Origin of the sequence: Agrobacterium sp. El2ro-1b (genome assembly GCF_048298475.1) — a bacterium.
Taxonomy (GTDB): domain Bacteria; phylum Pseudomonadota; class Alphaproteobacteria; order Rhizobiales; family Rhizobiaceae; genus Agrobacterium; species Agrobacterium fabrum.
Genome location: NZ_CP103459.1, coordinates 591,354 through 616,075, shown reverse-complemented (window position 1 = coordinate 616,075; position 24,722 = coordinate 591,354). Strand labels below are relative to the sequence as shown.

The 24,722-nt window shown below is 61.1% G+C and carries 21 protein-coding genes; 19 read left to right on the top strand and 2 right to left on the bottom strand.

Going from position 1 to position 24,722, the window contains the following annotated elements:
• Nucleotides 1–30 precede the first annotated feature (30 nt).
• Nucleotides 31–924 carry a helix-turn-helix domain-containing protein gene (locus tag NYR50_RS17085; RefSeq protein WP_174011509.1) on the top strand — a complete coding sequence of 298 codons (894 nt, stop codon included), beginning with the start codon at nucleotides 31–33 and terminating at the stop codon, nucleotides 922–924.
• A 23-nt stretch (nucleotides 925–947) separates the two neighbouring features.
• Here the strand turns inward: NYR50_RS17085 and NYR50_RS17080 are convergent, their stop codons facing one another.
• Entirely contained in the window at nucleotides 948–1,994 is a 1,047-nt protein-coding gene (locus tag NYR50_RS17080; RefSeq protein ID WP_174011512.1) for a GlxA family transcriptional regulator, read from the bottom strand.
• Nucleotides 1,995–2,079: 85 nt separating this feature from the next.
• Between NYR50_RS17080 and NYR50_RS17075 the strand changes: the two genes are divergently transcribed.
• From NYR50_RS17075 to purU, 6 genes are all read left to right on the top strand, one after another.
• On the top strand, nucleotides 2,080–3,333 hold the full coding sequence (locus tag NYR50_RS17075) for a sarcosine oxidase subunit beta family protein (protein ID WP_174011515.1): 1,254 nt from the start codon (nucleotides 2,080–2,082) through the stop codon (nucleotides 3,331–3,333).
• A gap of 65 nt (nucleotides 3,334–3,398) precedes the next feature.
• Nucleotides 3,399–3,719, top strand: a complete 321-nt coding sequence (locus NYR50_RS17070; protein WP_174011518.1) for a sarcosine oxidase subunit delta — start codon at nucleotides 3,399–3,401, stop codon at nucleotides 3,717–3,719.
• A complete protein-coding gene (locus NYR50_RS17065; protein WP_174011521.1) occupies nucleotides 3,716–6,706 on the top strand; it encodes a sarcosine oxidase subunit alpha in 2,991 nt (996 codons plus the stop codon). Before NYR50_RS17070 ends, NYR50_RS17065 begins: the two co-directional genes overlap by 4 nt.
• A gap of 13 nt (nucleotides 6,707–6,719) precedes the next feature.
• Nucleotides 6,720–7,274: a sarcosine oxidase subunit gamma family protein gene (gene soxG, locus NYR50_RS17060; protein WP_174011524.1), complete on the top strand. Its 555-nt coding sequence runs from the start codon at nucleotides 6,720–6,722 to the stop codon at nucleotides 7,272–7,274.
• Between the two features lie 18 nt (nucleotides 7,275–7,292).
• Nucleotides 7,293–8,561 carry a serine hydroxymethyltransferase gene (gene glyA / locus NYR50_RS17055; protein ID WP_174011527.1) on the top strand — a complete coding sequence of 423 codons (1,269 nt, stop codon included), beginning with the start codon at nucleotides 7,293–7,295 and terminating at the stop codon, nucleotides 8,559–8,561.
• Nucleotides 8,562–8,702: 141 nt separating this feature from the next.
• A complete protein-coding gene (gene purU / locus NYR50_RS17050; protein WP_418138267.1) occupies nucleotides 8,703–9,572 on the top strand; it encodes a formyltetrahydrofolate deformylase in 870 nt (289 codons plus the stop codon).
• A 74-nt stretch (nucleotides 9,573–9,646) separates the two neighbouring features.
• On the opposite strand, the gene NYR50_RS17045 is transcribed toward purU, so the two are convergent.
• On the bottom strand, nucleotides 9,647–10,876 hold the full coding sequence (locus NYR50_RS17045; protein ID WP_174011533.1) for an MFS transporter: 1,230 nt from the start codon (nucleotides 10,874–10,876) through the stop codon (nucleotides 9,647–9,649).
• Nucleotides 10,877–10,998: 122 nt separating this feature from the next.
• Between NYR50_RS17045 and NYR50_RS17040 the strand changes: the two genes are divergently transcribed.
• The 12 genes from NYR50_RS17040 (at nucleotide 10,999) to NYR50_RS16985 (ending at nucleotide 24,695) form a co-directional block, all read left to right on the top strand.
• Nucleotides 10,999–11,592 carry a TetR/AcrR family transcriptional regulator gene (locus NYR50_RS17040; RefSeq protein ID WP_174011536.1) on the top strand — a complete coding sequence of 198 codons (594 nt, stop codon included), beginning with the start codon at nucleotides 10,999–11,001 and terminating at the stop codon, nucleotides 11,590–11,592.
• A gap of 121 nt (nucleotides 11,593–11,713) precedes the next feature.
• The gene (locus NYR50_RS17035) at nucleotides 11,714–13,468 is read left to right on the top strand and encodes an alkaline phosphatase (protein ID WP_418137679.1); all 1,755 of its coding nucleotides are present in this window, start codon (nucleotides 11,714–11,716) and stop codon (nucleotides 13,466–13,468) included.
• A 113-nt stretch (nucleotides 13,469–13,581) separates the two neighbouring features.
• A complete protein-coding gene (locus NYR50_RS17030; RefSeq protein WP_174011542.1) occupies nucleotides 13,582–14,046 on the top strand; it encodes a hypothetical protein in 465 nt (154 codons plus the stop codon).
• Between the two features lie 4 nt (nucleotides 14,047–14,050).
• Nucleotides 14,051–14,740 carry an ABC transporter ATP-binding protein gene (locus NYR50_RS17025; RefSeq protein WP_418137678.1) on the top strand — a complete coding sequence of 230 codons (690 nt, stop codon included), beginning with the start codon at nucleotides 14,051–14,053 and terminating at the stop codon, nucleotides 14,738–14,740.
• Nucleotides 14,737–16,029, top strand: coding sequence for an FtsX-like permease family protein (locus NYR50_RS17020; RefSeq protein ID WP_174011548.1), 1,293 nt, complete (start codon nucleotides 14,737–14,739; stop codon nucleotides 16,027–16,029). The genes NYR50_RS17025 and NYR50_RS17020 overlap by 4 nt, the downstream gene beginning before the upstream one ends.
• 339 nt (nucleotides 16,030–16,368) lie before the next feature.
• Nucleotides 16,369–17,421, top strand: a complete 1,053-nt coding sequence (locus NYR50_RS17015) for an NAD(P)-dependent alcohol dehydrogenase (protein ID WP_174011551.1) — start codon at nucleotides 16,369–16,371, stop codon at nucleotides 17,419–17,421.
• A 371-nt stretch (nucleotides 17,422–17,792) separates the two neighbouring features.
• Nucleotides 17,793–18,677: an AraC family transcriptional regulator gene (locus NYR50_RS17010; RefSeq protein ID WP_174011856.1), complete on the top strand. Its 885-nt coding sequence runs from the start codon at nucleotides 17,793–17,795 to the stop codon at nucleotides 18,675–18,677.
• Nucleotides 18,678–18,774: 97 nt separating this feature from the next.
• The gene (locus NYR50_RS17005; RefSeq protein ID WP_174011554.1) at nucleotides 18,775–19,686 is read left to right on the top strand and encodes an ABC transporter substrate-binding protein; all 912 of its coding nucleotides are present in this window, start codon (nucleotides 18,775–18,777) and stop codon (nucleotides 19,684–19,686) included.
• Between the two features lie 69 nt (nucleotides 19,687–19,755).
• Nucleotides 19,756–21,258, top strand: a complete 1,503-nt coding sequence (locus tag NYR50_RS17000) for a sugar ABC transporter ATP-binding protein (RefSeq protein ID WP_174011557.1) — start codon at nucleotides 19,756–19,758, stop codon at nucleotides 21,256–21,258.
• Nucleotides 21,248–22,225: an ABC transporter permease gene (locus NYR50_RS16995; RefSeq protein ID WP_006315915.1), complete on the top strand. Its 978-nt coding sequence runs from the start codon at nucleotides 21,248–21,250 to the stop codon at nucleotides 22,223–22,225. Before NYR50_RS17000 ends, NYR50_RS16995 begins: the two co-directional genes overlap by 11 nt.
• A gap of 39 nt (nucleotides 22,226–22,264) precedes the next feature.
• Nucleotides 22,265–22,996, top strand: a complete 732-nt coding sequence (locus NYR50_RS16990) for an SDR family oxidoreductase (RefSeq protein WP_418137677.1) — start codon at nucleotides 22,265–22,267, stop codon at nucleotides 22,994–22,996.
• 88 nt (nucleotides 22,997–23,084) lie between these two features.
• Entirely contained in the window at nucleotides 23,085–24,695 is a 1,611-nt protein-coding gene (locus NYR50_RS16985; RefSeq protein WP_418137676.1) for an FGGY-family carbohydrate kinase, read from the top strand.
• The last annotated feature ends 27 nt before the right edge of the window (nucleotides 24,696–24,722 follow it).

Genomic DNA, 24,722 nt, shown 5'->3' with positions numbered 1-24,722 from the left:
TGCCGTGATTTGCGAGAAAGGTCGAAAGAGATGGAGCCATGGTTCGAGGCCGTCAGTGTTCCGGCCGACCGTTCGTGGCTGCTGTTCGATCGTCGTCTGCCGGAATTTCCCTTCAACTGGCATTACCATCCCGAATTCGAGCTGACCCTGACACTCAATAGCGTCGGCATGCGCTTTGTCGGGGATTCGGTGGAAAGCTACGGCGATGGCGATCTTGTTCTTCTCGGCCCGAACCTGCCGCATGCCTGGCAGTCGCATGGCTTGATAGACGCGCCGGGTGTTCATCGCGCGGTGGTCTGCTGGTTTACCCGTGACTGGATCGAGGGCTTGATCGCGCTGACACCGGAACTGACTGCCATCAAGTCGCTGCTCGTTGAAAGCGGCCACGGCATCTGGTTCGGCGAGGGGGCGCTGGCGAAAGTGCGTGAGCGTCTGGCGACACTGCATAAAATCGCGCCGGAACAACAGATATTGACGCTGCTTGGCGTTCTCGTCGATCTCGCGCGCGTATCTGACCGCAGGCCGCTTTCGGCCGGAGAGGTGACCGCCAGCACCGCGCCGCGTGATCGGGCGCGCATGCAGCGGGTTCTCAATCATATTCACGCCCATTATACCGGAAACATCAATATCAAGCCCCTGAGCGAGATAGCGCATCTCAGCGACAGCCAGTTGCAACGGCTTTTCAAGCGCTCGACCCGCATGACGATCAGTCAATATGTCGGCCAGTTGCGTGTTGGTGGTGCATGCCGTCTGCTCGCGCAGACGGATCTGTCTCTCGCTCGGATCGCTGAGGAGACCGGCTTTTCCGATGCCGCGCATTTTTCGCGCCAGTTCCGCGCGGCTAGAGGCATGACGCCGGGTGATTATCGGCGGCAATTCGACCAGACGCAGCGCTGGCAATCGCCAACGGTTACCAACGACTAGTCCTGCTGCCTGCCCTGACGGGGTCAGGACTGGGGAAGCAGCACGCCGACGGCGAATTCCTCGTCGGTTGCCGTGTGGCCTGCCTGTGTTTTGCGATATTCGCTGGGGGTAAAGCCGCGCTCGGTCCTGAGCTTGCGGGAAAGATGCGGCGCGTCGCAGAAGCCGGTGGCAAGCGCGATCTGGGTGATCGGGTCATGCGTCGTGCGCAGAAGTGACAGGGCGCGATCCAGCCGGAGCTCGAGATAGACCTTTGACGGTGTCGCCTTCAGGTCATTGAGAAAACGCCGTTCGAGGCTGCGGCGGCCAAGGCCGAGATCGTGGGCCAGTTCCAGCACCGTTCTCGGAACCTCGATATTCTGCTGCATCCGCAGGATCGCCTTCTTGACCAGGGGGTCATGGGCCTTGCGCGCGCTCTGCTGGCCGGGCTGGGGCTTTTCGCCGCTCAGCGCGCTGTCGATCATCATGATGTTGAGGCTTTTGATGGCGGCGGACTGGCCGACATGGCGCTCGACGAGAAAGGCCGCCAGATGCGCGGCGCCATGGCCGCCGGAACACGTCAGCCGGCCGCGATCGATGACGAAAATTTGGTCGGAGACCATTTGCACCGTGTCGAAACGGTCCAGAAAATCCTGGCGGTGGAACCAGCTCACGCAGCAGCGATAGCCATCGAGAAGGCCCGCTTCGTGCAGGATGAAGACGCCGGTGCAGAGCCCGACAATCGGAATGCCCGCTGCCGCCCGATCTTTCAGGAAGCGTAGCGCTTCTGGCGGCAGGGCGCTGTGGTCGCTGATCAGCCCGCCGACAACGACGATATAATCATAGTGTCCGGCATCGATCAGCCGCGTATCCGGTTGCACCTTCACGCCGCAGCTCGACTGCACGTTGGCGAGTGTTGCCGAGAGCACCGACCATTCACACAGGATCGGCCGGGAGCGGTCGGCCTCGTCGGCGGCAAGGCGCAGCACATCGACGAAATTCGCGAAGGCCGACAGCGTGAAGCGATCGGCAAGCAGGAAGGCGACGCTGAGCCGCTTTTTGGTTCGATGTGAGGTCATGGCGCAAATATTCATGCAAACAGACGCGATTGTCCAGCCGTGGCGCGGCAAATGCTCCTAGCTTTTATGACACGAGATTTTCCAACCATCGGGTCCGCTCATGACGCGTTTTAATGCTTTCAATCTTTTGAAGAACGCCCTGACCGGCCACAAGAACTGGGACGAGCAATGGCCTGACAGTCAGCCGAAAGCCGAATATGACGTGGTCATCGTCGGCGCCGGCGGCCATGGCCTGGGGGCGGCCTATTATCTGGCCAGCCAGCACGGCATCACCAATGTCGCCGTCATCGACAAGGGCTGGCTCGGCGGCGGCAATACCGGCCGCAACACGACGATCATCCGCTCCAACTATCTCTATGATGAGAGCGCCCGTCTTTATGACCATGCCGTCGATCTGTGGGAAAATCTCAGCCAGGAACTCAATTACAACGTCATGTATTCCCGGCGCGGTGTGCTGATGCTGGCGCATAATGTGCACGACGTTCAGAGCTTCAAGCGTCATATCCATTCCAACCGCTTGAACGGCGTCGATAATCGCTGGCTCAGCGCGGAAGAATGCAAGGAATATTGCCCGCCCTTGAGCCTTGCGCCTAATGCCCGTTACCCTGTCATGGGCGGCGCATTGCAGGAACGGGCGGGCACGGCGCGCCACGATGCGGTCGCCTGGGGTTATGCGCGCGGTGCCGCCGCCCGTGGTGTCGATATCATCCAGAACTGCCCGGTTACCGCCATTCGTCGTAATGCCGATGGTTCCGTTGCCGGGGTGGAAACGGCAAGAGGCTTCATCAAGGCGAAGAAGGTCGCGGTCTCGGCTGCGGGCCACACATCTGTTGTCATGGATACGGCAGGCGTGCGTCTGCCGCTCGAAAGCTATCCGCTGCAGGCGCTGGTGTCGGAGCCGATCAAACCGATCTTCCCCTGCGTCGTCATGTCGAATGCGGTCCATGCCTATATCAGTCAGTCCGACAAGGGCGAGCTGGTGATCGGTTCGGGCACGGACCAATACACCTCCTATTCGCAGCGCGGCGGCCTGCCACTGATCGAGCATACAATCGCGGCCATCGTCGAAATCTTCCCGATCTTCAACCGCATGCGGATGCTGCGCAAATGGGGCGGCATCGTCGATGTCACGCCGGATCGTTCGGCCATTCTCGGCAAGACGCCGGTTGACGGTCTCTACGTCAATTGCGGCTGGGGTACGGGCGGTTTCAAGGCCACGCCGGGCGCTGCCCATACCTTCGCCTGGACCATTGCCAAAAACGAACCGCACCCGATCAACGCGCCGTTCACGCTGGAACGCTTCCGCTCCGGCCGCCTGATCGACGAGGCCGCCGCCGCCGCCGTGGCGCATTAATTCACGCATTTTCCGGACGTAAAACCACCCCGAACTTTTACTGGAAATGCTCCGAGGATAACACCATGCTGCTGATCCGCTGCCCCTATTGCAACGAAACGCTGCCCGAAGCCGAATTCACCTATGCCGGACAGGCCCATATCGTCCGCGCCGCCGACCCCTCGTCGCAGAGCGATGAACAATGGGAGGAATTCCTGTTCATCCGCGAAAACGTCAAAGGGCCGCATTTCGAGCGCTGGCGGCACCTGCATGGTTGCGGCCGCTTCTTCAACGCCGTGCGCGACACGGTGAGCGACCGGTTCCTGACAACCTATCGCGCCGGCGAGCCGCGCCCTGAACTGTCTTCCCTGACACGGTCACCAGCAAGCTCCGAGGTGTCGAAATGAACTCCTATCGCGTTTCCGGCCGTGGCCGGGTGGATGCTGCCCGTTCCGTGAGCTTCACCTTCGACGGCAAGAGCTACCGCGGCGTCAAGGGCGATACCGTTGCTTCGGCGCTTCTCGCCAATGGCGTGCATCTGATGGGCCGCTCGTTCAAATACCACCGCCCGCGCGGCCCGGTGGCGGCGGGTTCCGAGGAGCCGAATGCGCTGATCGGCACCCGCCGTGGCGCCGGTCAGTTTGAGCCGAATACCCGCGCCACTGTGCAGGAAATCTGGAACGGGCTGGAAACCACCTCGCAGAACAAATTTCCGAGCCTGAAATTCGATATCGGCGCCGTCAACGACATGGCCTATATGCTGTTTTCGGCCGGCTTCTACTACAAGACCTTCATGTGGCCGAAGAGCTTCTGGAACAAGGTCTATGAGCCCTTCATCCGCGCGGCCGCAGGTCTTGGCGTTTCACCCAAGGAGGAAGACCCCGATACCTACGCCTCGCGCAACCTGCATTGCGATGTGCTGATCGTCGGTGCCGGTCCCGCGGGCCTTGCAGGCGCGCGCGCGGCGGCGGTCGATGGCCTGAAGGTCGTGCTGGTCGATGAAAATGCCGAAGCCGGCGGCACGCTGCTGTCCGAACCCCAGGCGAAGATTGACGGCAAGCCCGCATGGACTTGGCTGGCGGATGAATTGAAGGCCCTGAAGGATCGGGGCGTCAAGGTGATGACGCGAACGACGGCGATTGCCTATTACCACCAGAACATGATCGGCCTTTGCGAAAAGCTGACCGACCATCTCGAAACCGTGCCGAAGGATACGCCGCGCGAACGCCTGTGGCGCGTTCGGGCGCGTCAGGTGGTGCTGGCGCAGGGTGCACTGGAAAAGCCGCTGGTCTTCCACGGCAATGACCGGCCGGGCGTGATGCTCGCAGGCGCTGCCCAGACCTATCTCAACCGCTATGGCGTCAAGGTCGGCAACCGCCCGGTGGTGGTGACGAGCCATGACAGTGCCTGGTATGCCGCTTTCGATCTTCATGGTGCCGGCGCGCGCGTTCAGGCCATTGTCGATACCCGTGCCAAGGTGCGCGAGGAACTGGTGAACGAGGCGCGTGCGCTCGGCATTCCGGTCAAGCTGTCGCATACGGTCACGGCGACGTCGGGACGGCTGCGCGTCAAGTCGGTTCGCGTCAATCCGGTAAATGGTTCGACAGTCGCTGCGGGACAGGAGATTACCTGCGACGCGGTTCTGATGTCGGGCGGCTGGACGCCGTCGCTGCATCTCTTCTCCCATACGCAGGGCAAGCTTGCCTGGGACGATGAGCGGACGACCTTCCTGCCGGCCCTCACCAATGAGGATTGCTTGATTGCAGGCGCCGGGCGCGGGCTCTGGGGCATCGAGGCCGCGCTGAAGGACGGCGCGGAACGGGGCCGCGAAGTCGCCGCGGCACTTGGCAAGACGGCTACCGCTTCCAGCCATGCGGTGGAATATGATCGTACAGGCAGCGGCGTTTCCCACACCGAACTGCCGAGTGACCGCGACGCCGGCAAGGCCAAGGCCTTCGTCGATTACCAGAATGACGTGACCGCGAAGGACCTGCGGCTCGCCGTGCGCGAGGGCATGCGCTCCATCGAACACGTCAAGCGTTATACGACCAACGGCATGGCCACCGATCAGGGCAAGATGTCCAATATCAACGGCCTCAACATCGCGGCGGAAGCACTTGGCAAACCCCAGCCGCAGGTGGGACTGACGACCTTCCGCCCGCCTTACACGCCGACAACCTTCGGAGTCTTTGCCGGTTATCATCGCGGCGAGCATTTCGAGGTGACGCGCAAGACGCAGATTGACAGCTGGGCTGAGGAGCATGGCGCAGTCTATGAGCCGGTCGGGCAATGGCGTCGCGCCTGGTATTTCCCGAAGCCGGGTGAAGACATTGATGCGGCGGTCAGCCGTGAATGCCGGGCGGTGCGCCAGAGCGTGGGCATTTTTGATGCCTCGACGCTCGGCAAGATCGAAGTGGTCGGTCCCGATGCTGTCGAGTTCATGAACCGCATGTATACCAACCCCTGGACGAAGCTCGCTCCCGGCCGCTGCCGTTATGGCCTGCTGCTCGGTGATGACGGCTTTATCCGTGATGACGGCGTCATCGGCCGCATGACCGAGGACCGTTTCCATGTCACCACCACGACGGGCGGTGCAGCCCGCGTGCTGAACATGATGGAGGATTACCTCCAGACGGAATGGCCCGATCTCAATGTCTGGCTGACCTCGACCACCGAACAATGGTCGACCATCGCGCTCAACGGCCCGAATGCTGCCAAGCTGCTTGCGCCGCTTTTGGAAGGCGTCGAGCTGACGGAAGAGGCCTTCCCGCATATGTCCTGCCTGGAATGCACCGTGGCCGGCATGCCGGCGCGGCTGTTCCGCGTCAGCTTTACCGGCGAGATCGGCTTCGAGATCAATGTGCCGGCACCTCTCGGCCGCAAGCTCTGGGAAATCCTGTGGGAGGCCGGCCGGCAATATGGCATCACACCTTACGGCACCGAAACCATGCATGTGCTGCGCGCCGAAAAGGGCTACATCATCGTCGGACAGGATACCGACGGCACGGTGACGCCCTATGACGCAGCGATGGGATGGGCGGTCGGCAAATCAAAGCCCGATTTCGTCGGCAAGCGCGGCCTTGCCCGTCCCGATCTCGTCGCCAAGGGCCGCCGCCATCTCGTCGGTCTTCTGACGGAAGACCGCTCCAAGCTGGAGGAGGGCGCGCAGATCGTCTTCGATCCCAAACAGACGATTCCGATGAAAATGGTGGGGCATGTGACCTCCTCCTATCATTCGGATGCGGCCGGCCAGCCGATCGCGCTGGCGCTGGTGGAAGGCGGACATGAGCGAATGGGCGAGACCGTCTATATTCCGATGCTGGAGCGCACCATTGCCGCGAAAATCACCGGGATGGTCTTTGTCGATCCCGAAAACACCCGCCTGAAAATCTGACCCGGAGATGACAATGAACATGCGCGTTTCCTCCCCCGTTCCAGGTGTGCTTGCCGAGAGCAAAGCTGCCCGGGTCAGCGTCTTGGCCGCGCAGGCGCGGTTGTCTCTGCGGGCGCGCGGCGATCTGGCCCCGCTTAACGCCGCCCTTGGCTTGACCTTGCCCGAGCAGATCGGCGCCCGCGCCGCTTCAGGCGAAACCGAGGTTCTGCGCCTTGGTCCGGATGAATGGACCATCCTGACACCGATGACCGAAGCCGACCGGCTGGTTGCTGCCTGCGCAGGCGTTTATGCCAGCCATCCGCACAGTCTCGTCGATCTTTCCGGACGCGAGGTGACGCTGCTGATCGAGGGTCCGCAGGCCGCCGAACTGCTGACGCTGGGCTGCGCCCGCGATATCGAGACGATTGGCGTCGGCGAGGGACGTCGGACGATTTTCGACGGCGTGACCGTGGTGCTGTGGCGCGATGCGGAGAACCGTTTCCGCATGGATGTCTGGAACAGCTTCGTGTCGCATCTTGGCCATTTGCTTGAAACCGGCTGCAGGGAACTTGCAGCTGATATCGCCTGATTCTGGGAGGAGAAAACCATGCTGAACCGCCTGTCACACAATACCGTTTCGGACACGGTTATCGCCGACGCCATCGCCGAGGAACTCGACCGCCAGAAGACGCAGATCGAGCTGATCGCCTCGGAAAACATCGTTTCCGCCGATGTTCTGGCCGCTCAAGGGTCGGTGCTGACCAACAAATATGCCGAGGGTTATCCCGGCAAGCGCTATTACGGCGGTTGCGAATTCGTGGATAAGGTCGAACAGATTGCGATCGATCGGTTGAAGCAACTCTTCGGCGCTGAATTCGCCAATGTGCAGCCGCATTCCGGCGCGCAGGCCAACCAAGCCGTGTTCCTGGCGCTGCTGCAGCCGGGCGACCGCATCATGGGGCTTTCGCTCGCCCATGGCGGCCACCTGACCCACGGTTCGCCGGTGACGATGTCCGGCAAGTGGTTCGATGTCGTCTCCTACGAGGTCGACCCCGAAACCCACCTCATCGACATGGACAAGGTGCGCGAGAAAGCGTTGGAAACGAAGCCGAAGCTGATCGTCGCCGGCGCATCGGCCTATCCGCGCCAGATCGATTTTGCCGGCTTCCGTGAGATTGCCGATGAAGTCGGCGCATATCTGATGGTCGACATGGCCCATTATGCCGGCCTGATCGCCGGCGGCAAATATCCGAACCCGGTGCCGCATGCCCATGTGACCACCTCGACCACACACAAGACCCTGCGCGGCCCGCGCGGCGGCGTAATCCTGACCAATGATGCCGAGCTTGCCAAGAAGCTGAACTCGGCGGTCTTCCCCGGCAATCAGGGCGGCCCGCTGATGCATGTCATCGCCGCCAAGGCCGTGGCTTTCGGCGAGGCACTGCGCCCGGAATTTTCCGATTACGCCGGTCAGGTGATCGCCAATGCACAGGCGCTGGCCAAGGTGCTGACGCAAGGTGGTCTCGGCATCGTCTCGGGCGGAACCGACAGCCATATGGTGCTGGTCGATTTGCGCCCGAAGGGCGTCACCGGCAAGATTGCCGAAATCGCGCTCGAACGGGCGGGACTTACCTGCAACAAGAACTCCATTCCCAATGACCCGGAAAAGCCATTCGTCACCTCGGGCATCCGGCTCGGCAGTTCGGCCGGCACCACCCGCGGTTTCGGCGTGCCCGAGTTCGAAAAGATCGGTGCGCTGATCCTGCGCGTCATCGATGCGCTGGCAATCAATGCCGAGGGCGACAGCGCGGTCGAGGCGGAGGTGCGGGGAGAAGTTGCCGCACTCTGTGAGGCGTTCCCGATCTACGTCTCGTAGATCACTGTGTCGGTCCTGAATATAGTCGGGACCGGCATCCAGTTTATGGCCGCAGCGCCGTTTATGGACGATCTGCGCCGCGGCGCGGGCGATCTGTCCGTGCGTGCATCAGTCAGGGAGGAGGATTTGAACACCTATATCATGAAAGTCTCATGCCCGGCCCGCAGCGGCATCGTCGCCGCCGTTTCCGGTTATCTCGCCAGGTCCGGCTGCAACATCAACGACAGTTCGCAATTCACCGATCAGGAGACCGGCCGGTTTTTCATGCGGCTGAGCTTCATTTCCGAGCAGGGATCGGGACGGGAAGCGCTGCTTGATGGCTTCGGTCCCGTCGCGGCTGATTTCGATATGGACTATGACATTCACGATCTTTCGCAAAAAAAGAAGATCGTGATCATGGTCTCGCGCTTTGGCCATTGCCTGAACGATCTGCTTTATCGCTCCCGCATCGGCGCGCTGCCGGTAGAGATTGTCGCGGTGATCTCCAATCACCTCGATTACCAGAAACAGGTGGTGAACGAGGATATTACTTTCCATCACATCCGCGTCACGCCGGAAACGAAACCCGAAGCGGAAGGGGCGATACTGCAGGTAGTGCGCGATACCAGCGCCGAACTCGTGGTGCTGGCGCGCTACATGCAGGTTCTGTCGGACCAGCTGTGTCAGGAAATGTCTGGCCGCATCATCAATATCCATCACTCCTTCCTGCCGTCCTTCAAGGGCGCCAACCCTTATAAGCAGGCCTATGAACGCGGGGTGAGACTTATTGGCGCGACCGCCCATTATGTCACCGCCGATCTCGATGAAGGGCCGATCATCGAGCAGGATACGATCCGCGTGACCCATGCCCAGAGCGGAATGGATTATGTGAGCCTGGGACGGGATGTGGAAAGCCAGGTTCTGGCGCGCGCCATCCATGCCCATATTCATCAGCGGGTCTTCCTGAACGGCAACAGGACGGTGGTCTTCCCGGCATCACCCGGGGAACACGTGTCCGAGCGAATGGGCTGATCCCGCAGTCTCAGCCCATACAGTTGCGGTTTGTCTAGCGAGGTTTCGCAGCGGAAGACGTCTGTCGTCTCCTCTTATTCGGCGGGCTGCTGCACCGCAGATGCCGAGCACGAATCCCGTGTTTCTCCCGACAGGCTGCGCTGACCAAGGCTGATGATGGCGACTGTGGTCAGGCTTGCGGCAACCGATACCCAGAAACCGTTATCCGGGCCGAAATTGTCGATCACCCAACCGGAGATGAAGGCACCGAACGCCATGCCTATGCCAATGCCGGTCATGACCCAGGTGACACCCTCCGTCAGCATCGATTCCGGCACGCGGCGCTCGATCAGGCCGAATGAGGTGATGAAGACGGGAGAGATTGCCACGCCGCTTAAGAAGACGGCAAAGGCCAGCAGGGCAACGCTGCTATTGGCGACGAGGAGTGGCAGCGCGGTGAGCGCCAGCACGCTGACGGCGATCAGCAATTGTCGCTGCAACGACATTTTCGGATTGATCGCGCCGAGAGTGAGGCCGACCACGAAAGAGCCGATGGCATAAACACCGATGACGAGGCTGGCGGCTCCAGGTTGGCCAAGCTCCTTGGTGATCGCGACGGCGCTCACCTCGGCCGTGGCGAAAGTCGAGCCGACAAAAATCAGGGCGAGCGTGATGATCTGGACCGGGCGCAGGAAGATGGCCGAACGCTGCCTGTGTCCGCTTTCCACCGGCCGCACTTTCGGTTCGGTTGAGCGTTGCAGCAGGAAGGCGAAGGTGCCGAGCGCCAGGAAAGTGGTGCTGATCATCATGCCGGCTTCCGGAAACAGGGAAACCGCAAGGCCGACGGAAAGCGATGCACCGGCGATATAAACAAGCTCGTCGGCGGCGGATTCAAAGGCGAAAGCCGTATTGAGTTCCGGCCGGTCGCGGAAGATTTCCGTCCAGCGGGCGCGCATCATGGCTGGAATGCTCGGCATGGCGGCGGCGAGAAAGGCGGACAGGAACAATGTCCAGGCCGGCCATCTCTGTTTTGTCGCGATGATCAATGCGGCGAAGGCGATGACCGAGATGATGGTGGCGGGGATGAGGACGCGGCTCTGCCCCATGCGATCCACCAGCCGGGAGATTTGGGGTGCAGCCGCCGCATTGGTCAGGACAAAGGTCGCCGAAACCGCACCGGCCAGCCAATATTCGCCATGGGTTTGCGACAGCATGGCGACGATACCGATCGGGGCCATGGCAATGGGAAGACGGGCGAAGAAACCGGCAGCGGAAAAGCCTTTTGCACCTGGAGCGCGGAAAATTTCTCTGTATGGATTAGACATCGGGATGCACCTTGTTCAACGGGTGTCCACCACATACATACGTGGCGTATGTGAATGAGATAATTGCATACGGGGCGTATGTCAACTAATATACGCTTCGTATGTGAAGATTGGAGAAAAGAGTGCGCAAACCTCGCAGTGAAATGATTGCCGAGACGCGGGCGAAGCTTCTGGCTGCCGGCCGCAAGGCCTTTGGCAGTATCGGTTATGCGGAAGCCTCGATGGATGATTTCACCGCGGGGGCAGGTCTCACCCGCGGCGCGCTCTATCACCATTTTGGCGATAAAAAGGGCCTGCTGATGGCTGTTGTGGCCGAGATCGACGCGGAGATGACAAAGAGGCTCTGTGATATCTCCTCAAGTGCCGAGACCCGGTGGGAGGGTTTTGTCGAAGAGAATGTCGGTTATGTGCGCATGGCGCTCGAACCGGAAATCCAGCGGATCATGTTTCGCGACGGGCCGGCGGTGCTCGGTGATCCATCCCGATGGCCCAATGCCAATGGCTGCATCTCAGCCGTTGCGCGCAGCCTCAGCGCGCTGAAGGAGGAGGGCACCGTTGGCGACATCGATCCGGAGGCATGCGCCCGCTTCATCAATGCGGCGAGCAGCAGTGCCGCCCAATGGATCGCAAATTCCGACGACCCCGAAACGACCTCGAAACGCGCAGTCGCGAGTTTCCGCACTTTTCTGGAGGGGCTGCGGATCAGGAAAGGCTGATACGGGCGCTGTGAAATCCCTGAATTCCCGCAACGCACAATAAGGCTGGCTGCAAGTCATGCAACTGTCATGTGGCGGGTCTAGGACAGGACGTGGTTTTCACACGTCTTGAGAGGGGAATATGCGCAAAATCGTTGCTGCTCTGGTCGCCACGACCGTTCTTGCCGGCGCCGTTCAGGCTGCCGAGGTTTATCCGCTTGATCGTGCTACGATCCTGACCGGTTCGCCATTCGATTTCAAAGTCGAGTTCGCTTCCGTCGTGAAGCCGGAAGACGTCAAGGTCACCGTCAATGGCCAGGATTACAAAGCTGCTCTCGGCAAGGACGCGGAATTCGTCGCCGAGGAAAAGAACAAGGACAAGGTGCTCGGTTCGGCCGTCATCCTGCGCGGCGTCTCGCTCGCCAATGCCGGTGACTACAAGGTCGAAGTTTCCGCCGGTGCAGAAACGAAGCACGTCACCTGGACTGTTTATGGCACGCCTGCCCAGGCGAAGGCCAAAAACGTCATCTTCCTGCTCGGGGATGGCCTGTCGGTCGCCCACCGCACCGCCGCCCGCATCATGTCCAAGGGCATGACCGAGGGTAAGGCCAATGGCCGTCTCAACATGGACGACGTGCCGCCGGTCGCCTTCATCGGCACCTCCGCCACCGACGCCGTCGCCACCGACAGCGCCAACACCATGTCGGCCTACATGACCGGTCACAAGACCGCCGTGAACGCCATCGGTGTTTATGCCGACCGTACGCCGGCCTCGCTCGACGATCCGAAGGTGGAAACGCTGGCCGAAGCGCTGCGCCGCCAGACCAAGAAGTCGATCGGCATTGTCACCACCGCCGAAGTGCAGGATGCGACGCCGGCCGCCGTCGTCGCCCACACCCGCAAGCGTGGCGACAAGGCCGAAATCAATGGCATGCTGTTCGACGTGAAGCCGGATGTTCTTCTTGGTGGCGGCTCCGCTTATTTCCTGCCGCAGGCCACGGCCGGCTCCAAGCGCAAGGACGACAAGGACTATATCGCCCTGTTCAAGGAAGCCGGCTACTCGCTGGCGACCAGCAAGGCGGAACTCGCAACGGCTGCCGGCACCAATACCGGCAAGATCCTCGGCCTGTTCCACACTGGTAACATGGACGCTGTGCTCGATCGCGAGTTCCTGAAGAAGGGCACCACGGCCAAATTTCCGGACCAGCCCGGTCTCGTCGACATGACCAAAGTGGCACTCGACAACCTTTCGAAGAACCCGGAAGGTTTCTTCCTGATGGTTGAAGCGGCCAGCATCGACAAGATGTCACACCCGCTCGACTGGGACCGCGCCATCTTCGAAACGATTGAATTCGACAAGACCATCGGCATCGCCCGCGAATTTGCGGCGAAAAACCCCGATACGCTGATCATCGTCACTGGCGACCACACGCACGGCGTTTCCATCATCGGCACCGTCGATGACAACAAGCCCGGCACCGAAATGCGCGAGAAGGTCGGCACCTATGCCGAAGCGGGTTTCCCGAACTACGAAGACAAGGACGGCGACGGTTATCCGGATAAGGTCGACGTTTCCCGTCGCCTGTTCCTGAACGCCAATAACGGTCCGGACCACTACGAAACCTTCCGTCCGAAGCTCGATGGACCGTTCACGCCGGCCGTCCAGAACGAAAAGAAGGAATATGTCGCCAACGAGCAGTACAAGGATGTTCCCGGTGCCGTGCTCGTTACCGGCATCATCCCGAAGAGCTCGGACAGCGGTGTCCACGCGGTTGACGACGTCGTGCTGCAGGCCGAAGGCCCCGGTGCCGAAGGCTTCCGTGGTTATATGGAACAGAGCGACGTCTACAAGGGTCTTGCCGAAGCTTTCGCACTCGGCGCGAAGCAGACCAACTGATATGAACCGGGCAAGGGCGCGCCGCCATGGCGTGCTCTTGCTGTAATTTCCGGTCTTGCATTGCCCGTCCAAGGCGGCTGGTGAAGAAAGACCTTTCAAACAGGAGAATGGTCATGGGCAAGCCTGATCAGGCGCGGTTCAACCGCCGTCAGACATTGGGTCTCATTGCCGGGCTGCCGCTGCTGGCCGCCGGTACGCGCGCGCAGGCGACAAGCGACCTCACCTTTGACGAGCTTTATGGCAAGGTCAGCGTCCTCGGGCTGGAGTTTTCCGAAAAGGTCAAGCAGCTGAACGGCAAGGAAATCGCCATGCGCGGTTTCATGGCGCCGCCTCTGAAGGCCGAAGCGCAGTTTTTCGTGCTGACCGAAATACCCATGTCTATCTGCCCGTTCTGCTCCACGGATGCCGACTGGCCGGACAATATCGTCGTTGTTTATCTCGGCGAGAAACAGACCTTTACCCAGCCCGGCCAGACGATCGAAGTGCGCGGCACGCTGGAAATGGGTTCGTGGACCGATCCCGAGACCGGTTTCGTCAGCCTGCTGCGCATCCGCCAGGCGGAATACGCGACGGTTTGAGACCATGCTTTCTCTGAAAATCGATCGTCTTGCGGTTTCCTTTCCGGGGCTTGCGGCGCCCGTCCTCGTTGTCGACCATCTGCACATCGCTGCCGGCAGCCGCGTTGCGCTGACGGGTGGCTCCGGCTCGGGCAAGAGCACCCTTATCAACATCATCGCCGGTCTCGAGCGCGTGCAGGCCGGCAGCGTCGTCTGGGGCGAGCAGGATATCGCTGACGTGTCGGAAGGGCGTCGGGACCGCTGGCGGGCCGCCAATATCGGCCTCGTCATGCAGGAGTTTCATCTGTTTCCCAGCCTGTCCGCGCTGGATAATATTCTGCTGCCCGCCCGCCTGTCGCGTGTGGCGGATGCGGACCTGATGAAACGTGCCGAATCCCTGTTTGCGACCGTCGGCCTCAAGCGCCCCGGGCAGCACGTCGAAACCATGTCCCGCGGTGAAATGCAGCGTGTCGCCATTGCACGGGCGTTGCTGCGCAGCCCCGGCGTCATCATCGCCGACGAGCCGACCGCAAGCCTCGATCTCGAAAGCGGCGAGGCTGTCGGCGACCTGCTTCTATCGGTCGCCGACAGCACCGGCAGCACGCTGATTGTCGCCAGCCACGACCAGTATCTGATCGGTCGTCTCGACCGGCGTCTGACCCTCAGCGGCGGCCGTATCGTCGCCGATAGCGAGCGCAAGGAGATCGCGGCATGATCGGCTTCATCCTCGCCGACCTGCGTCGCCTGTGGCTGGGTGGGGCCGTTGTGGTTCTGCTCGTTGCGCTGGCCACGGCGCTTGGCGTGGCGGTCACGCTGCAGGAACGGTCACTGCGTCTCGGCAGTGCCCGCGCCGCCGATAAATTCGATCTCGTCATCGGCGCGGCCGGCAGCGAAACCCAGTTGATCCTGTCATCCATCTTCCTGCAGGCAGCGCCCCTGCCGCTCGTGGATGGCGCTGTTCTCACCAGACTTGCCGCCGATCCACGTGTTGCCTGGGCCGCGCCGGTCGGGTTTGGTGATTCCTTCGCCGGTTACCCGATTGTCGGCACGACGACGAACCTCGTCAGCAATACGACGCCGGGTTTTGCCGAGGGCAAAATGTTTGCGCTGGAAGGTGAGGCCGTGCTTGGGGCCGCCGTCAATCTCTCCGTCGGCGCCGAGATCAAGCCGATGCATGGCAGCGCCGAGACCGGTGGCCACACCCATACCGAGATCGCCTACACGGTTGTCGGCAGATTGCAGCCGACCGGTACGCCGTGGGATCGCGCCATTCTGGTGCCGATCCAGGCCGTCTGGCACGTTCATGGTCTCGGCGCGGATCATGAGGAAGGCCATGGTGAGGGCGATGCGGATGCACATGCCGGCGAACATCAGCATGCGGACGGTCACGATCACGCCCATGAAGACGGTGAGCATCACGGCGGTATCGATCCTGATGCGCCGATCGTCGAAAGCTTTGGCGACGGCCTGCCCGGCCTGCCGGCCATTCTCGTCAAGCCGAAAACAATCGCTGATGCCTATCGCCTGCGGCAGGAATATCGCAGCGGCAATACGCTCGGCGTATTTCCGGGCGAGGTGCTGACCGGCCTATATGCGACGCTTGGCGACGCCAAGACGGTGCTGAGCGCAGTTGCCGCCGGTTCGCAAGGGCTGGTGGCGGCGGCGCTGATGCTTGTCACGGTCATTCATGTCGGGCAACGGCGTCGGCAGATCGGCGCGTTGCGGGCATTCGGCGCGCCCCGTGCCTCGGTCTTCGCCATCGTCTGGCTGGAGCTATTTTTTCTGGTGGCGCTTGGCGTCGGCATCGGTTTTCTGCTGGGATTGGGGGCAGCCCATATTGGTGCGCAGCTCTTCACCGCAAAAAGTGGCGTGATCCTGCCTGTTGGCTTCACCGGAGAGGATCTGCGTCTTGCGCTCTTCCTCATGGGCTTTGCCGCCATTCTTGCGGCGATACCGGCGCTGCTCGCCTATCGCCAGTCGCCCGCTGCCGCCCTGCGTTCGTGAGACAAAGGATAAGCTAAACAGCCACGCTTTTCGTCAGTTTGCACGGCGTGCCGGCTGGATGACTGGCGCGTTTTACCCTCGCGCGTATTGCGTGGACAATTGCAGCCACGAACAGGCACTACAACCCGGTGCCGGCGGACGAATCATGCTCTCTGTCCCGCTCCAGAAAGGCCATGACATCACGCCAGTGATGAGAAATCGCAGGCGTCTCGATACAGTTTTTCCGTCGCGAAGAAAAACCTGCCGATCCAGCGGATTTCTATTTACTTTTGCCGAAGTTGCACGCCATCACGCTTACTGAATTCGCTGCTAGGCGTATCGCAAACCACGGAGGATGAGATGAAGGCACTGGTGCTGGAAGAAAAAGGCAAACTCTCGCTCAGGGATTTTGACATTCCCGGAGGCGCCGGGTCCGGTGAACTCGGACCGAAGGATGTGCGCATTCGCACCCATACGGTCGGCATCTGCGGCTCGGACGTTCATTATTATACCCATGGCAAGATCGGCCACTTTGTCGTCAACGCGCCCATGGTGCTCGGCCATGAAGCCTCCGGTACGGTGATCGAAACCGGTTCCGACGTCACCCATCTGAAGGCCGGTGACCGTGTCTGCATGGAGCCTGGTATCCCCGATGCCACATCGCGAGCCTCGAAACTCGGCATCTACAACGTCGATCCCGCTGTCCGCTTCTGGGCGACACCGCCGATCCATGGCTGCCTGACGCCTGAGGTCATCCACCCCGCGGCCTTCACCTACAAACTGCCTGACAATGTGTCCTTTGCCGAAGGGGCGATGGTCGAACCCTTCGCCATCGGCATGCAGGCGGCACTTCGGGCGCGCATCCAGCCCGGCGATATCGCCGTCGTCACCGGTGCCGGTCCGATCGGCATGATGGTGGCGCTGGCAGCGCTTGCCGGCGGTTGCGCCAAGGTCATCGTTGCCGATCTCGCTCAGCCGAAGCTTGATATCATCGCCGCTTACGACGGCATCGAGACCGTCAACATCCGCGAGCGCAACCTCGCCGAAGCGGTTTCGGTCGCCACGGATGGCTGGGGTTGCGATATCGTCTTCGAATGCTCAGGTGCGGCACCCGCCGTACTCGGCATGGCGAAACTGGCGCGGCCGGGCGGTGCCATCGTGCTCGTTGGCATGCCGGTCGATCCGGTGCCGGTCGATATCGTTGGACTGCAAGCCAAGGAGCTGCGGGTGGAAACGGTATTCCGTTATGCCAATGTCTATGACCGCGCGGTAGCCCTCATCGCCTCCGGCAAGGTCGATCTCAAGCCGTTGATTTCGGCCACCATTCCCTTCGAAGACAGTATCGCCGGTTTCGACCGTGCGGTGGAAGCGCGGGAAACGGATGTGAAGTTGCAGATCGTCATGCCGCAATAAAAGACGAAGTCGGCCGCTGATGATTGAGCGGCAGATATGGTGCGGAAAAGTATGAGTGTGGCCTGCCGCCATCCGGCAGGCTACACGTCAAGATTTCACCAGATATCGACTCCGGTTGCGCATTGTTTCAGCGCATCACGCCAAATTGAGCGGAAAAATCGGCGCCGTCGCCGCGTTTATAGTCAGTCCTATCGGGCGACTCTTCAATTCCTGACAAAAAAGAGTCAAAAAAGTATCGGCAATTTCTTCGGCGTGATGTGGATGCAGGGATGCCGCACGCCATATGCTCCTCATCAACGCCTTGGACGAGCCATTAGAGGAAATGGCTTTCTCCGCAAATGCGGCGGACGCGACTGATGGGAGGAACCATGATGCAGCCCGATCTGGAACTGGTGCACATCCGCAAGGGCGAATCCTTCGCTGCCTGGCGGCATGGCTATCCGTTCCGCACCGTGCGCTGGCATTACCATCCCGAATATGAAATTCATCTGGTCGTCGCCACCTCAGGCACGTTTTATATCGGTGATTTCGTCGGTCGCTTCGGCCCCGGTCAGCTCATCATGACCGGTCCCAATCTCCCCCAGAACTGGATCAGCGAGATCGAGCCGGACGAAATCGTGCCGACACGCTCTCTCGTGATCCAGTTTCCGGAGAGCTTTATCGAAGATGCCTGCGCCTCCATGGCCGAGATGGATGTGGTGCGGGCACTGCTGGATCGCAGCCGCCGCGGTATTCTGTTCGACGAGGAAACGAGCGACCGGGTTCGCCCGCTGGTGCTTCGTCTGATCGAGGCGCAGGGGCTGACGCGTCTGGCGCTTTTCTGGGAAATTCTCGATCTGCTGGTCAATGCGCCGTCTTCAGAAGTGCTGGCGAGCCTGAGCTACGAGTTGGACCTGACCGGCATTGGCGATAGCGGCATCAACCGCGCCCTGTCGCATCTGCGCCAGCACCTGACCGAGCAGGTCGAGGAAATCGATCTGGCCGACATGGTGGGCCAGAGCCCAAGCGCCTTTTCCCGCGCCTTCAAGCGCCACACGGGCACGACGCTGGTGCGGTATCGTAATCAGTTGCGGATCGATCTCGCCTGCCAGATGCTTTTGGCGGATCAGGAGGTGAAGGTGGCGGAGGTCTGCTACGATGTGGGCTTTTCCAACCTTTCGAATTTCAACCGGCATTTCCTGAAACTGAAGGGAATGTCGCCGTCGAGGTTCCGGACCATTTTCGCAGCCCAGAAGGCAGCGGTCATGGCGGAGTAAACCAGCGACACATCGCCGATTTTTACCAATTCGGGCAGAGGTCTGTCCGGAAACGGGCACCTGCTGCCCCAACTTTCCAAACGGGAGGAAGAGTGAGATGAAAATGAAATCCAAGTTTCTGATGGCGACAGCCGCAATTGCAATGATGGCCGCTCCGGCGCTGGCGCAGGAAAAGCTGAAGATCGGCATGACCTTCCAGGAACTCAACAACCCTTATTTCGTGTCGATGCAGGAAGCGCTGAAGGAAGCCGCCGCAAGCATCGGTGCTGAGGTCGTCGTGACCGATGCCGGCCACGATGTCGCAAAGCAGATTTCCGACGTTGAAGACATGCTTCAGCAGAAGATTGACATTCTGCTCCTGAACCCGACCGACACCGCCGGCATCGAAGCTGCCGTGCACGCTGCCAAGGCTGCCGGCGTGATTGTTGTTGCTGTCGATGCTAACGCTAACGGCCCGGTCGACACATTCGTCGGTTCGAAGAACCGTGACGCGGGCTACAAGTCGTGCAAACATCTCGGTGACGCGCTCGGCGGCAAGGGTGAAGTCGCAATCCTCGACGGTATCCCGGTCGTGCCGATCCTTCAGCGCGTTGAAGGCTGCAAGGCGGCTCTCGCCGAATTCGCCGACATCAAGCTGGTTGATACGCAGAACGGCCGTCAGGACCGCTCGGTTGCGCTCGGCGTCGTTGAAAACATGATCCAGTCGCGTCCGAACCTCGCCGGCATCTTCTCGGTGAATGACGGCGGCGCGATGGGTGCGCTTGCTGCGATCCAGGGTTCTGGCAAGGACATCAAGCTCACCTCGGTGGATGGCGCTCCGGAAGCTGTGAAGGCAATTGCCGACGGTGGCCCTTTCATCGAAACCACCGCGCAGTTCCCGCGTGACCAGGTGCGTGTCGGCCTTGCCATGGCGCTTGCCCAGAAGTGGGGCGCACGCGTCGTGCCGAAGGAAGTCCCGATCGACGTTATGGTCGTCGACAGCAAGAACGCCGGCGAGTTCAGCTGGTAAGAACGCCTCCCACGTCCCGTCCCCGCTTCATGCGGGGGCGGGGCAGTCCCGGCCATTGAGGAGGGTGAAATGCTGGAACTGAATGGAATAAGAAAAAGCTTTGGCAAGATCGAAGTCCTGCGCGGCGTCGACCTTGAGGCGCGCGCCGGCGAGGTGCATGCGCTTCTGGGCGAAAATGGTGCCGGCAAGTCGACTTTGATGAAGATCCTGTGCGGCATTTTGCAGCCCTCGGAGGGAACGATCCGCATTGACGGCAAGGATCGCCGCTTCGCCAATTATGATGAGGCGATTGCCGCTGGCGTCGGCATCGTGTTTCAGGAATTCAGCCTGATCCCCTATCTCAATGCCGTTGAAAACATGTTCCTTGCCCGCGAAATTCGCGGGCCGCTGCGCCTTCTGAACAAGGGCGCGATGCGCAAGCGCGCGGCCGAAATCATGGGCCGGCTGGCCGTGGATGTGCCGCTCGACGTGCCGGTGCACCGACTGTCGGTTGCCCAGCAGCAATTTGTCGAAATCGCCAAGGCATTGTCGCTGGATGCCCGCATCCTCGTGCTCGATGAGCCGACCGCCACACTCACGCCCTCCGAGACAGAACACCTGTTCAATGTCATGCGCGAGCTGCGCCGTCAGGGCGTGGCGATCATTTTCATTTCGCATCACCTCGAGGAAATATTCGAGATCTGCGACCGCATCACCGTTCTTCGCGATGGCGAGTTGATTGGCTCCTGCTTGACGTCGGAGGTCGACAATGACCGTCTGGTGGAGATGATGGTCGGCCGGCGCATCGAAGCCAGCTTCCCGCCCAAGCCGCAGCTCGATCCTTCCGCCGCAAAGGTGATCGAAGTCGAAGAACTGCAATTGAAGAAGGGCGGCCCTGTCTCACGCTTTTCGCTGCGCAAGGGTGAAATCCTCGGCTTTGCCGGGCTCGTCGGCTCGGGCCGCACGGAAACGGTGCTGGCCATGCTCGGTGCGCATTCCGCTTCGCGCCGCAAGATCAAGCTTGATGGTGTGGATACGCGTTTATCCGGGCCCGACGATGCGCTGATGCGCGGCATCGGCCTGCTGCCGGAAAGCCGCAAGGAGGAAGGGCTGATCACCAGCTTCTCCATCCTGCAGAATATTTCGCTGAACAATTATCGCAAATACCGCAAGGCCCACTGGTTCCTCGATCTCAAAAAGGAACTGGAGCACACGACAAAGGCCATGGCGCAGGTGCAGGTCAAGGCGCAGGGGCCTTATGCCCGCGTCGACACGCTATCGGGCGGCAACCAGCAGAAGATCGTTATCGCCCGCTGGCTGAACCATGACATGCGCGTGCTGATCTTCGACGAGCCGACACGCGGCATCGACGTTGGCGCGAAGGCGGAAATCTATTCGCTGATGCGCGAATTTGCCGCCAGGGGTCATTCGATCATCATGATCTCCTCGGAACTGCCGGAAGTGATCGGCATGTCCGACCGGGTCTGCGTCTTCCGCTCCGGCGGCATCGTCGCCACGGTCGAAGGCGAAGACATCAATTCAGAAACAATAATGACAAACGCCACCACCGGGAGAGTTGAACATGTCGCTTGATGCAAACACCGGCGTTGCCGCGAAAACGGGCGGTTTCAGTTTCAGTGCCATGCTGCGCTCGCCGCTCGCCCTGCCGCTGGCGGGCCTGATTGTCGTATCCATCCTCATGGGGCTTGCGAGCGACAATTTCTTCAGCGTCAACAACATCATGAACGTGCTGCGGCAGGTTTCCGTCGTTGGCATTCTTGCTGTCGGCATGACCTTCGTCATTCTCACCGGCGGCATCGATCTTTCGGTCGGTGCGGTCATGGCGCTGGTCGGCACACTGTCGGCCGGCCTGATGGTGAATACCGGCCTGTCTCCCGCGATCGCCCTGCCGGCTGGCCTCTTCATCGGGCTCGGCATCGGCATCTTCAACGGGGCGCTTGTCGCCTGGGGCAGGATGCCGGCCATCATCGTCACGCTTGCCACCATGGGCATGGCCCGTGGCCTCGGCCTCATCTATTCCGGCGGTTACCCGGTCAGCGGCATTCCGAGCTGGATTTCCTGGTTCGGCGTCGGCCGCGTCGGCATCGTTCCGGTGCCGGTCATCATCATGGTGGTTATTTATGCGGTGGCCTGGGTGCTGTTGCAGCGCACGGCCTTCGGCCGCCACGTCTATGCGCTCGGTGGTAACGAACTTGCCGCCCGTCTTTCGGGGGTGAAGACCCGGCGCGTCAAGCTTGCCGTCTATGGCATCTCGGGTGTCACGGCAGCTTTCGCCGCTCTCATTCTGACCGGTCGCCTGATGAGCGGCCAGCCCAATGCCGGTGTTGGCTTCGAACTGGACGCTATTGCGGCGGTCGTTCTGGGCGGCACGGCGATTGCCGGCGGCAGGGGGCTTATTCTCGGCACGCTCATCGGCGCGGTGCTGCTTGGCATCCTCAATAACGGCCTCAACCTGATGGGCATTAACCCCTATCTGCAGGATGTCATCAAGGGCGGCATCATTCTGCTGGCCATCTATATCGGGCGCGAATGGCGCTGAGCCGGCCCGGAAACACCTTCATAAACGCAGGAGAACTAAATGTCTGAATCGCTGCAAGGCAAGATCGCGGTCATCACCGGCGCCGCATCCGGCATCGGGCTTGCAACCACAGAAGCGCTGCTGGAACAGGGCGCAACCGTGGTCATGGTCGACTGGAACGAGAAAGCCTTGAATGATCTGGCCACCAAGCTCGGCGAACGCGCCATTCCGCAGGTCACCAACCTCTTGGATGCCGACAGCTGCAACGCCATGATCCCGGAAATCCTGGGGAAAGTCGATCATATCGACATTCTCTATTGCAATGCCGGCACCTATATCGGCGGCGAGCTGACCGAAACGACGCCTGAAGCCATCGACAAGATGCTGAACCTCAACGTCAATGCCGTGATGAAGAATGTGCAGGCCGTCGTGCCGCACATGTCGGATCGCAAGACGGGTGATATCATCGTCACCTGCTCGATCGCCGGCCATTTCCCGACCTATTGGGAGCCGGTCTATTCGGGCTCGAAATGGGCGATCACCAGCTTCGTGCAGGGCATGCGCCGCCAGATGATCCCGCACGGCGTACGCGTCGCGCAGGTCTCTCCCGGCCCGGTCGTCTCGGCACTTCTGGCCGATTGGCCGGAGGAAAACCTCCGCAAGGCCAAGGAATCAGGCAGCCTCATTGATGCGAGCGAAGTGGCTGATGCCGTCGTTTATATGCTGACGCGCAAGCGCACCGTCACCATCCGCGACATGCTGGTCTTGCCGACCAACTTCGACCTCGTTTAAGACTTCAGGAGCGGCGGGGAAATCGGAACCGGTCCCGCCGCTTCAACCTGTTCAAGCACCGGATGATCCGCTCCGAGGAGTATCGCAAATGGCTTCCTATCTTGTTGGCGTCGATGTCGGGACCGGCTCGGCGCGGGCCGGTGTCTTCGATGTCGCGGGCAAGCTTCTCGCCACCGCCAAGCGCCCGATCAGCATGCATCGCGAGGATGGCGGCATTGCCGAGCAATCGAGCGCAGAGGTGTGGCAGGCAGTCTGCGACAGCGTCCGCGAAAGCGTTTCGAGCGCCGGTATCGATCCGGCCGAGGTCGCCGGCATCGGTTTCGACGCCACCTGTTCGCTTGTCGTGCGCGGACCCGGTGAAGAGACCCTGCCGGTCGGCGCTGCCGATCATCCCGAGCGCGATATCATCGTCTGGATGGACCACCGTGCTGTCGAGCAGGCTGAACGCATCAATGCCGGCGAACATTCGGTTCTCAAATATGTCGGCGGGCGCATTTCACCGGAAATGCAGACGCCCAAGCTGCTGTGGCTCAGCGAAAACCGGCCGGATATCTATGCCCGTGCCGAGCATTTCTTCGACCTGACAGATTTTCTGACCTGGAAGGCGTCCGGCGCGCTCGATCGCTCTGCCTGCACGGTCACCTGCAAATGGACCTATCTCGCCCACGAAAACCGCTGGGACGCGGAATATTTCACCAAGATCGGCCTTGGCGATCTGGCGGAGCAGGGCTTTCGCCGCATTGGTGAGAGCGTTGTTCATCCCGGTACGGCGCTGGGTAACGGCCTGACCGAAGATGCGGCAAAGGCCATGGGTCTGGTTGCAGGCACCGCGGTTGCGGCGGGCCTGATCGACGCCCATGCCGGGGGTGTCGGTACGGTGGCTGCGGGCGGTGATGCGTCACGATGCCTCGGTTATGTCTTCGGCACCTCGTCCTGCACCATGACGACCACCACTGAGCCCGCCTTTGTGCCGGGTGTCTGGGGTCCCTATTATTCGGCTATGGTTCCTGGCGCATGGCTCAATGAAGGCGGCCAGTCTGCCGCCGGTGCAGCCATCGATTATCTTGTGCAATTGCACCCGGCGTTTACCGAGGCGAAGGCTCTTGCCGGGAAGGATGGAAAAGCCCTGCCGGTCTGGCTCGCCGACCGTGCTCTCAGCCTCGCCGCGTCCGCTTCCGCCGCAGCTGATATTGCCGAAGATTTTCATGTGGTGCCGGAGTTTCTCGGGAATCGCGCGCCCTTTGCCGATCCGCATGCCCGCGCGGTCATTGCCGGTTATGGCATGGAGACGGGCGTGGATTCCCTCGTCGCGCTGTATGTGGCGGGGCTTCTCGGCCTTGGTTACGGGCTTCGCCAGATCATCGAAACACAGGCCCGCAACGGCGCGCCGGTGGAAACCATCAGCGTCAGCGGTGGGGCAGGCGCTCATCCGCTTGCCCGGCAGTTGCTGGCGGACGCGACCGGCCTCCCGGTCGAACTGATCGAGTGCGAGGAGCCGGTGCTTCTTGGATCTGCGATGCTTGGTGCTGTCGCTGCCGGAAACTATCCGGACCTGATGGCCGCCATGCCGGCGATGTCGCGTATCGACAGCAGTGCAATGCCCGATCCCGATTTTCAGAAGATTCACCAGGCGCGTTACGACGCGTTTCTGGCGCTGCAGAATGCGGCGCGCGCCATTCGTTCCGCCAGCCATTCCTAAGCGCTGTCAAAACTTAGATCATCCGGC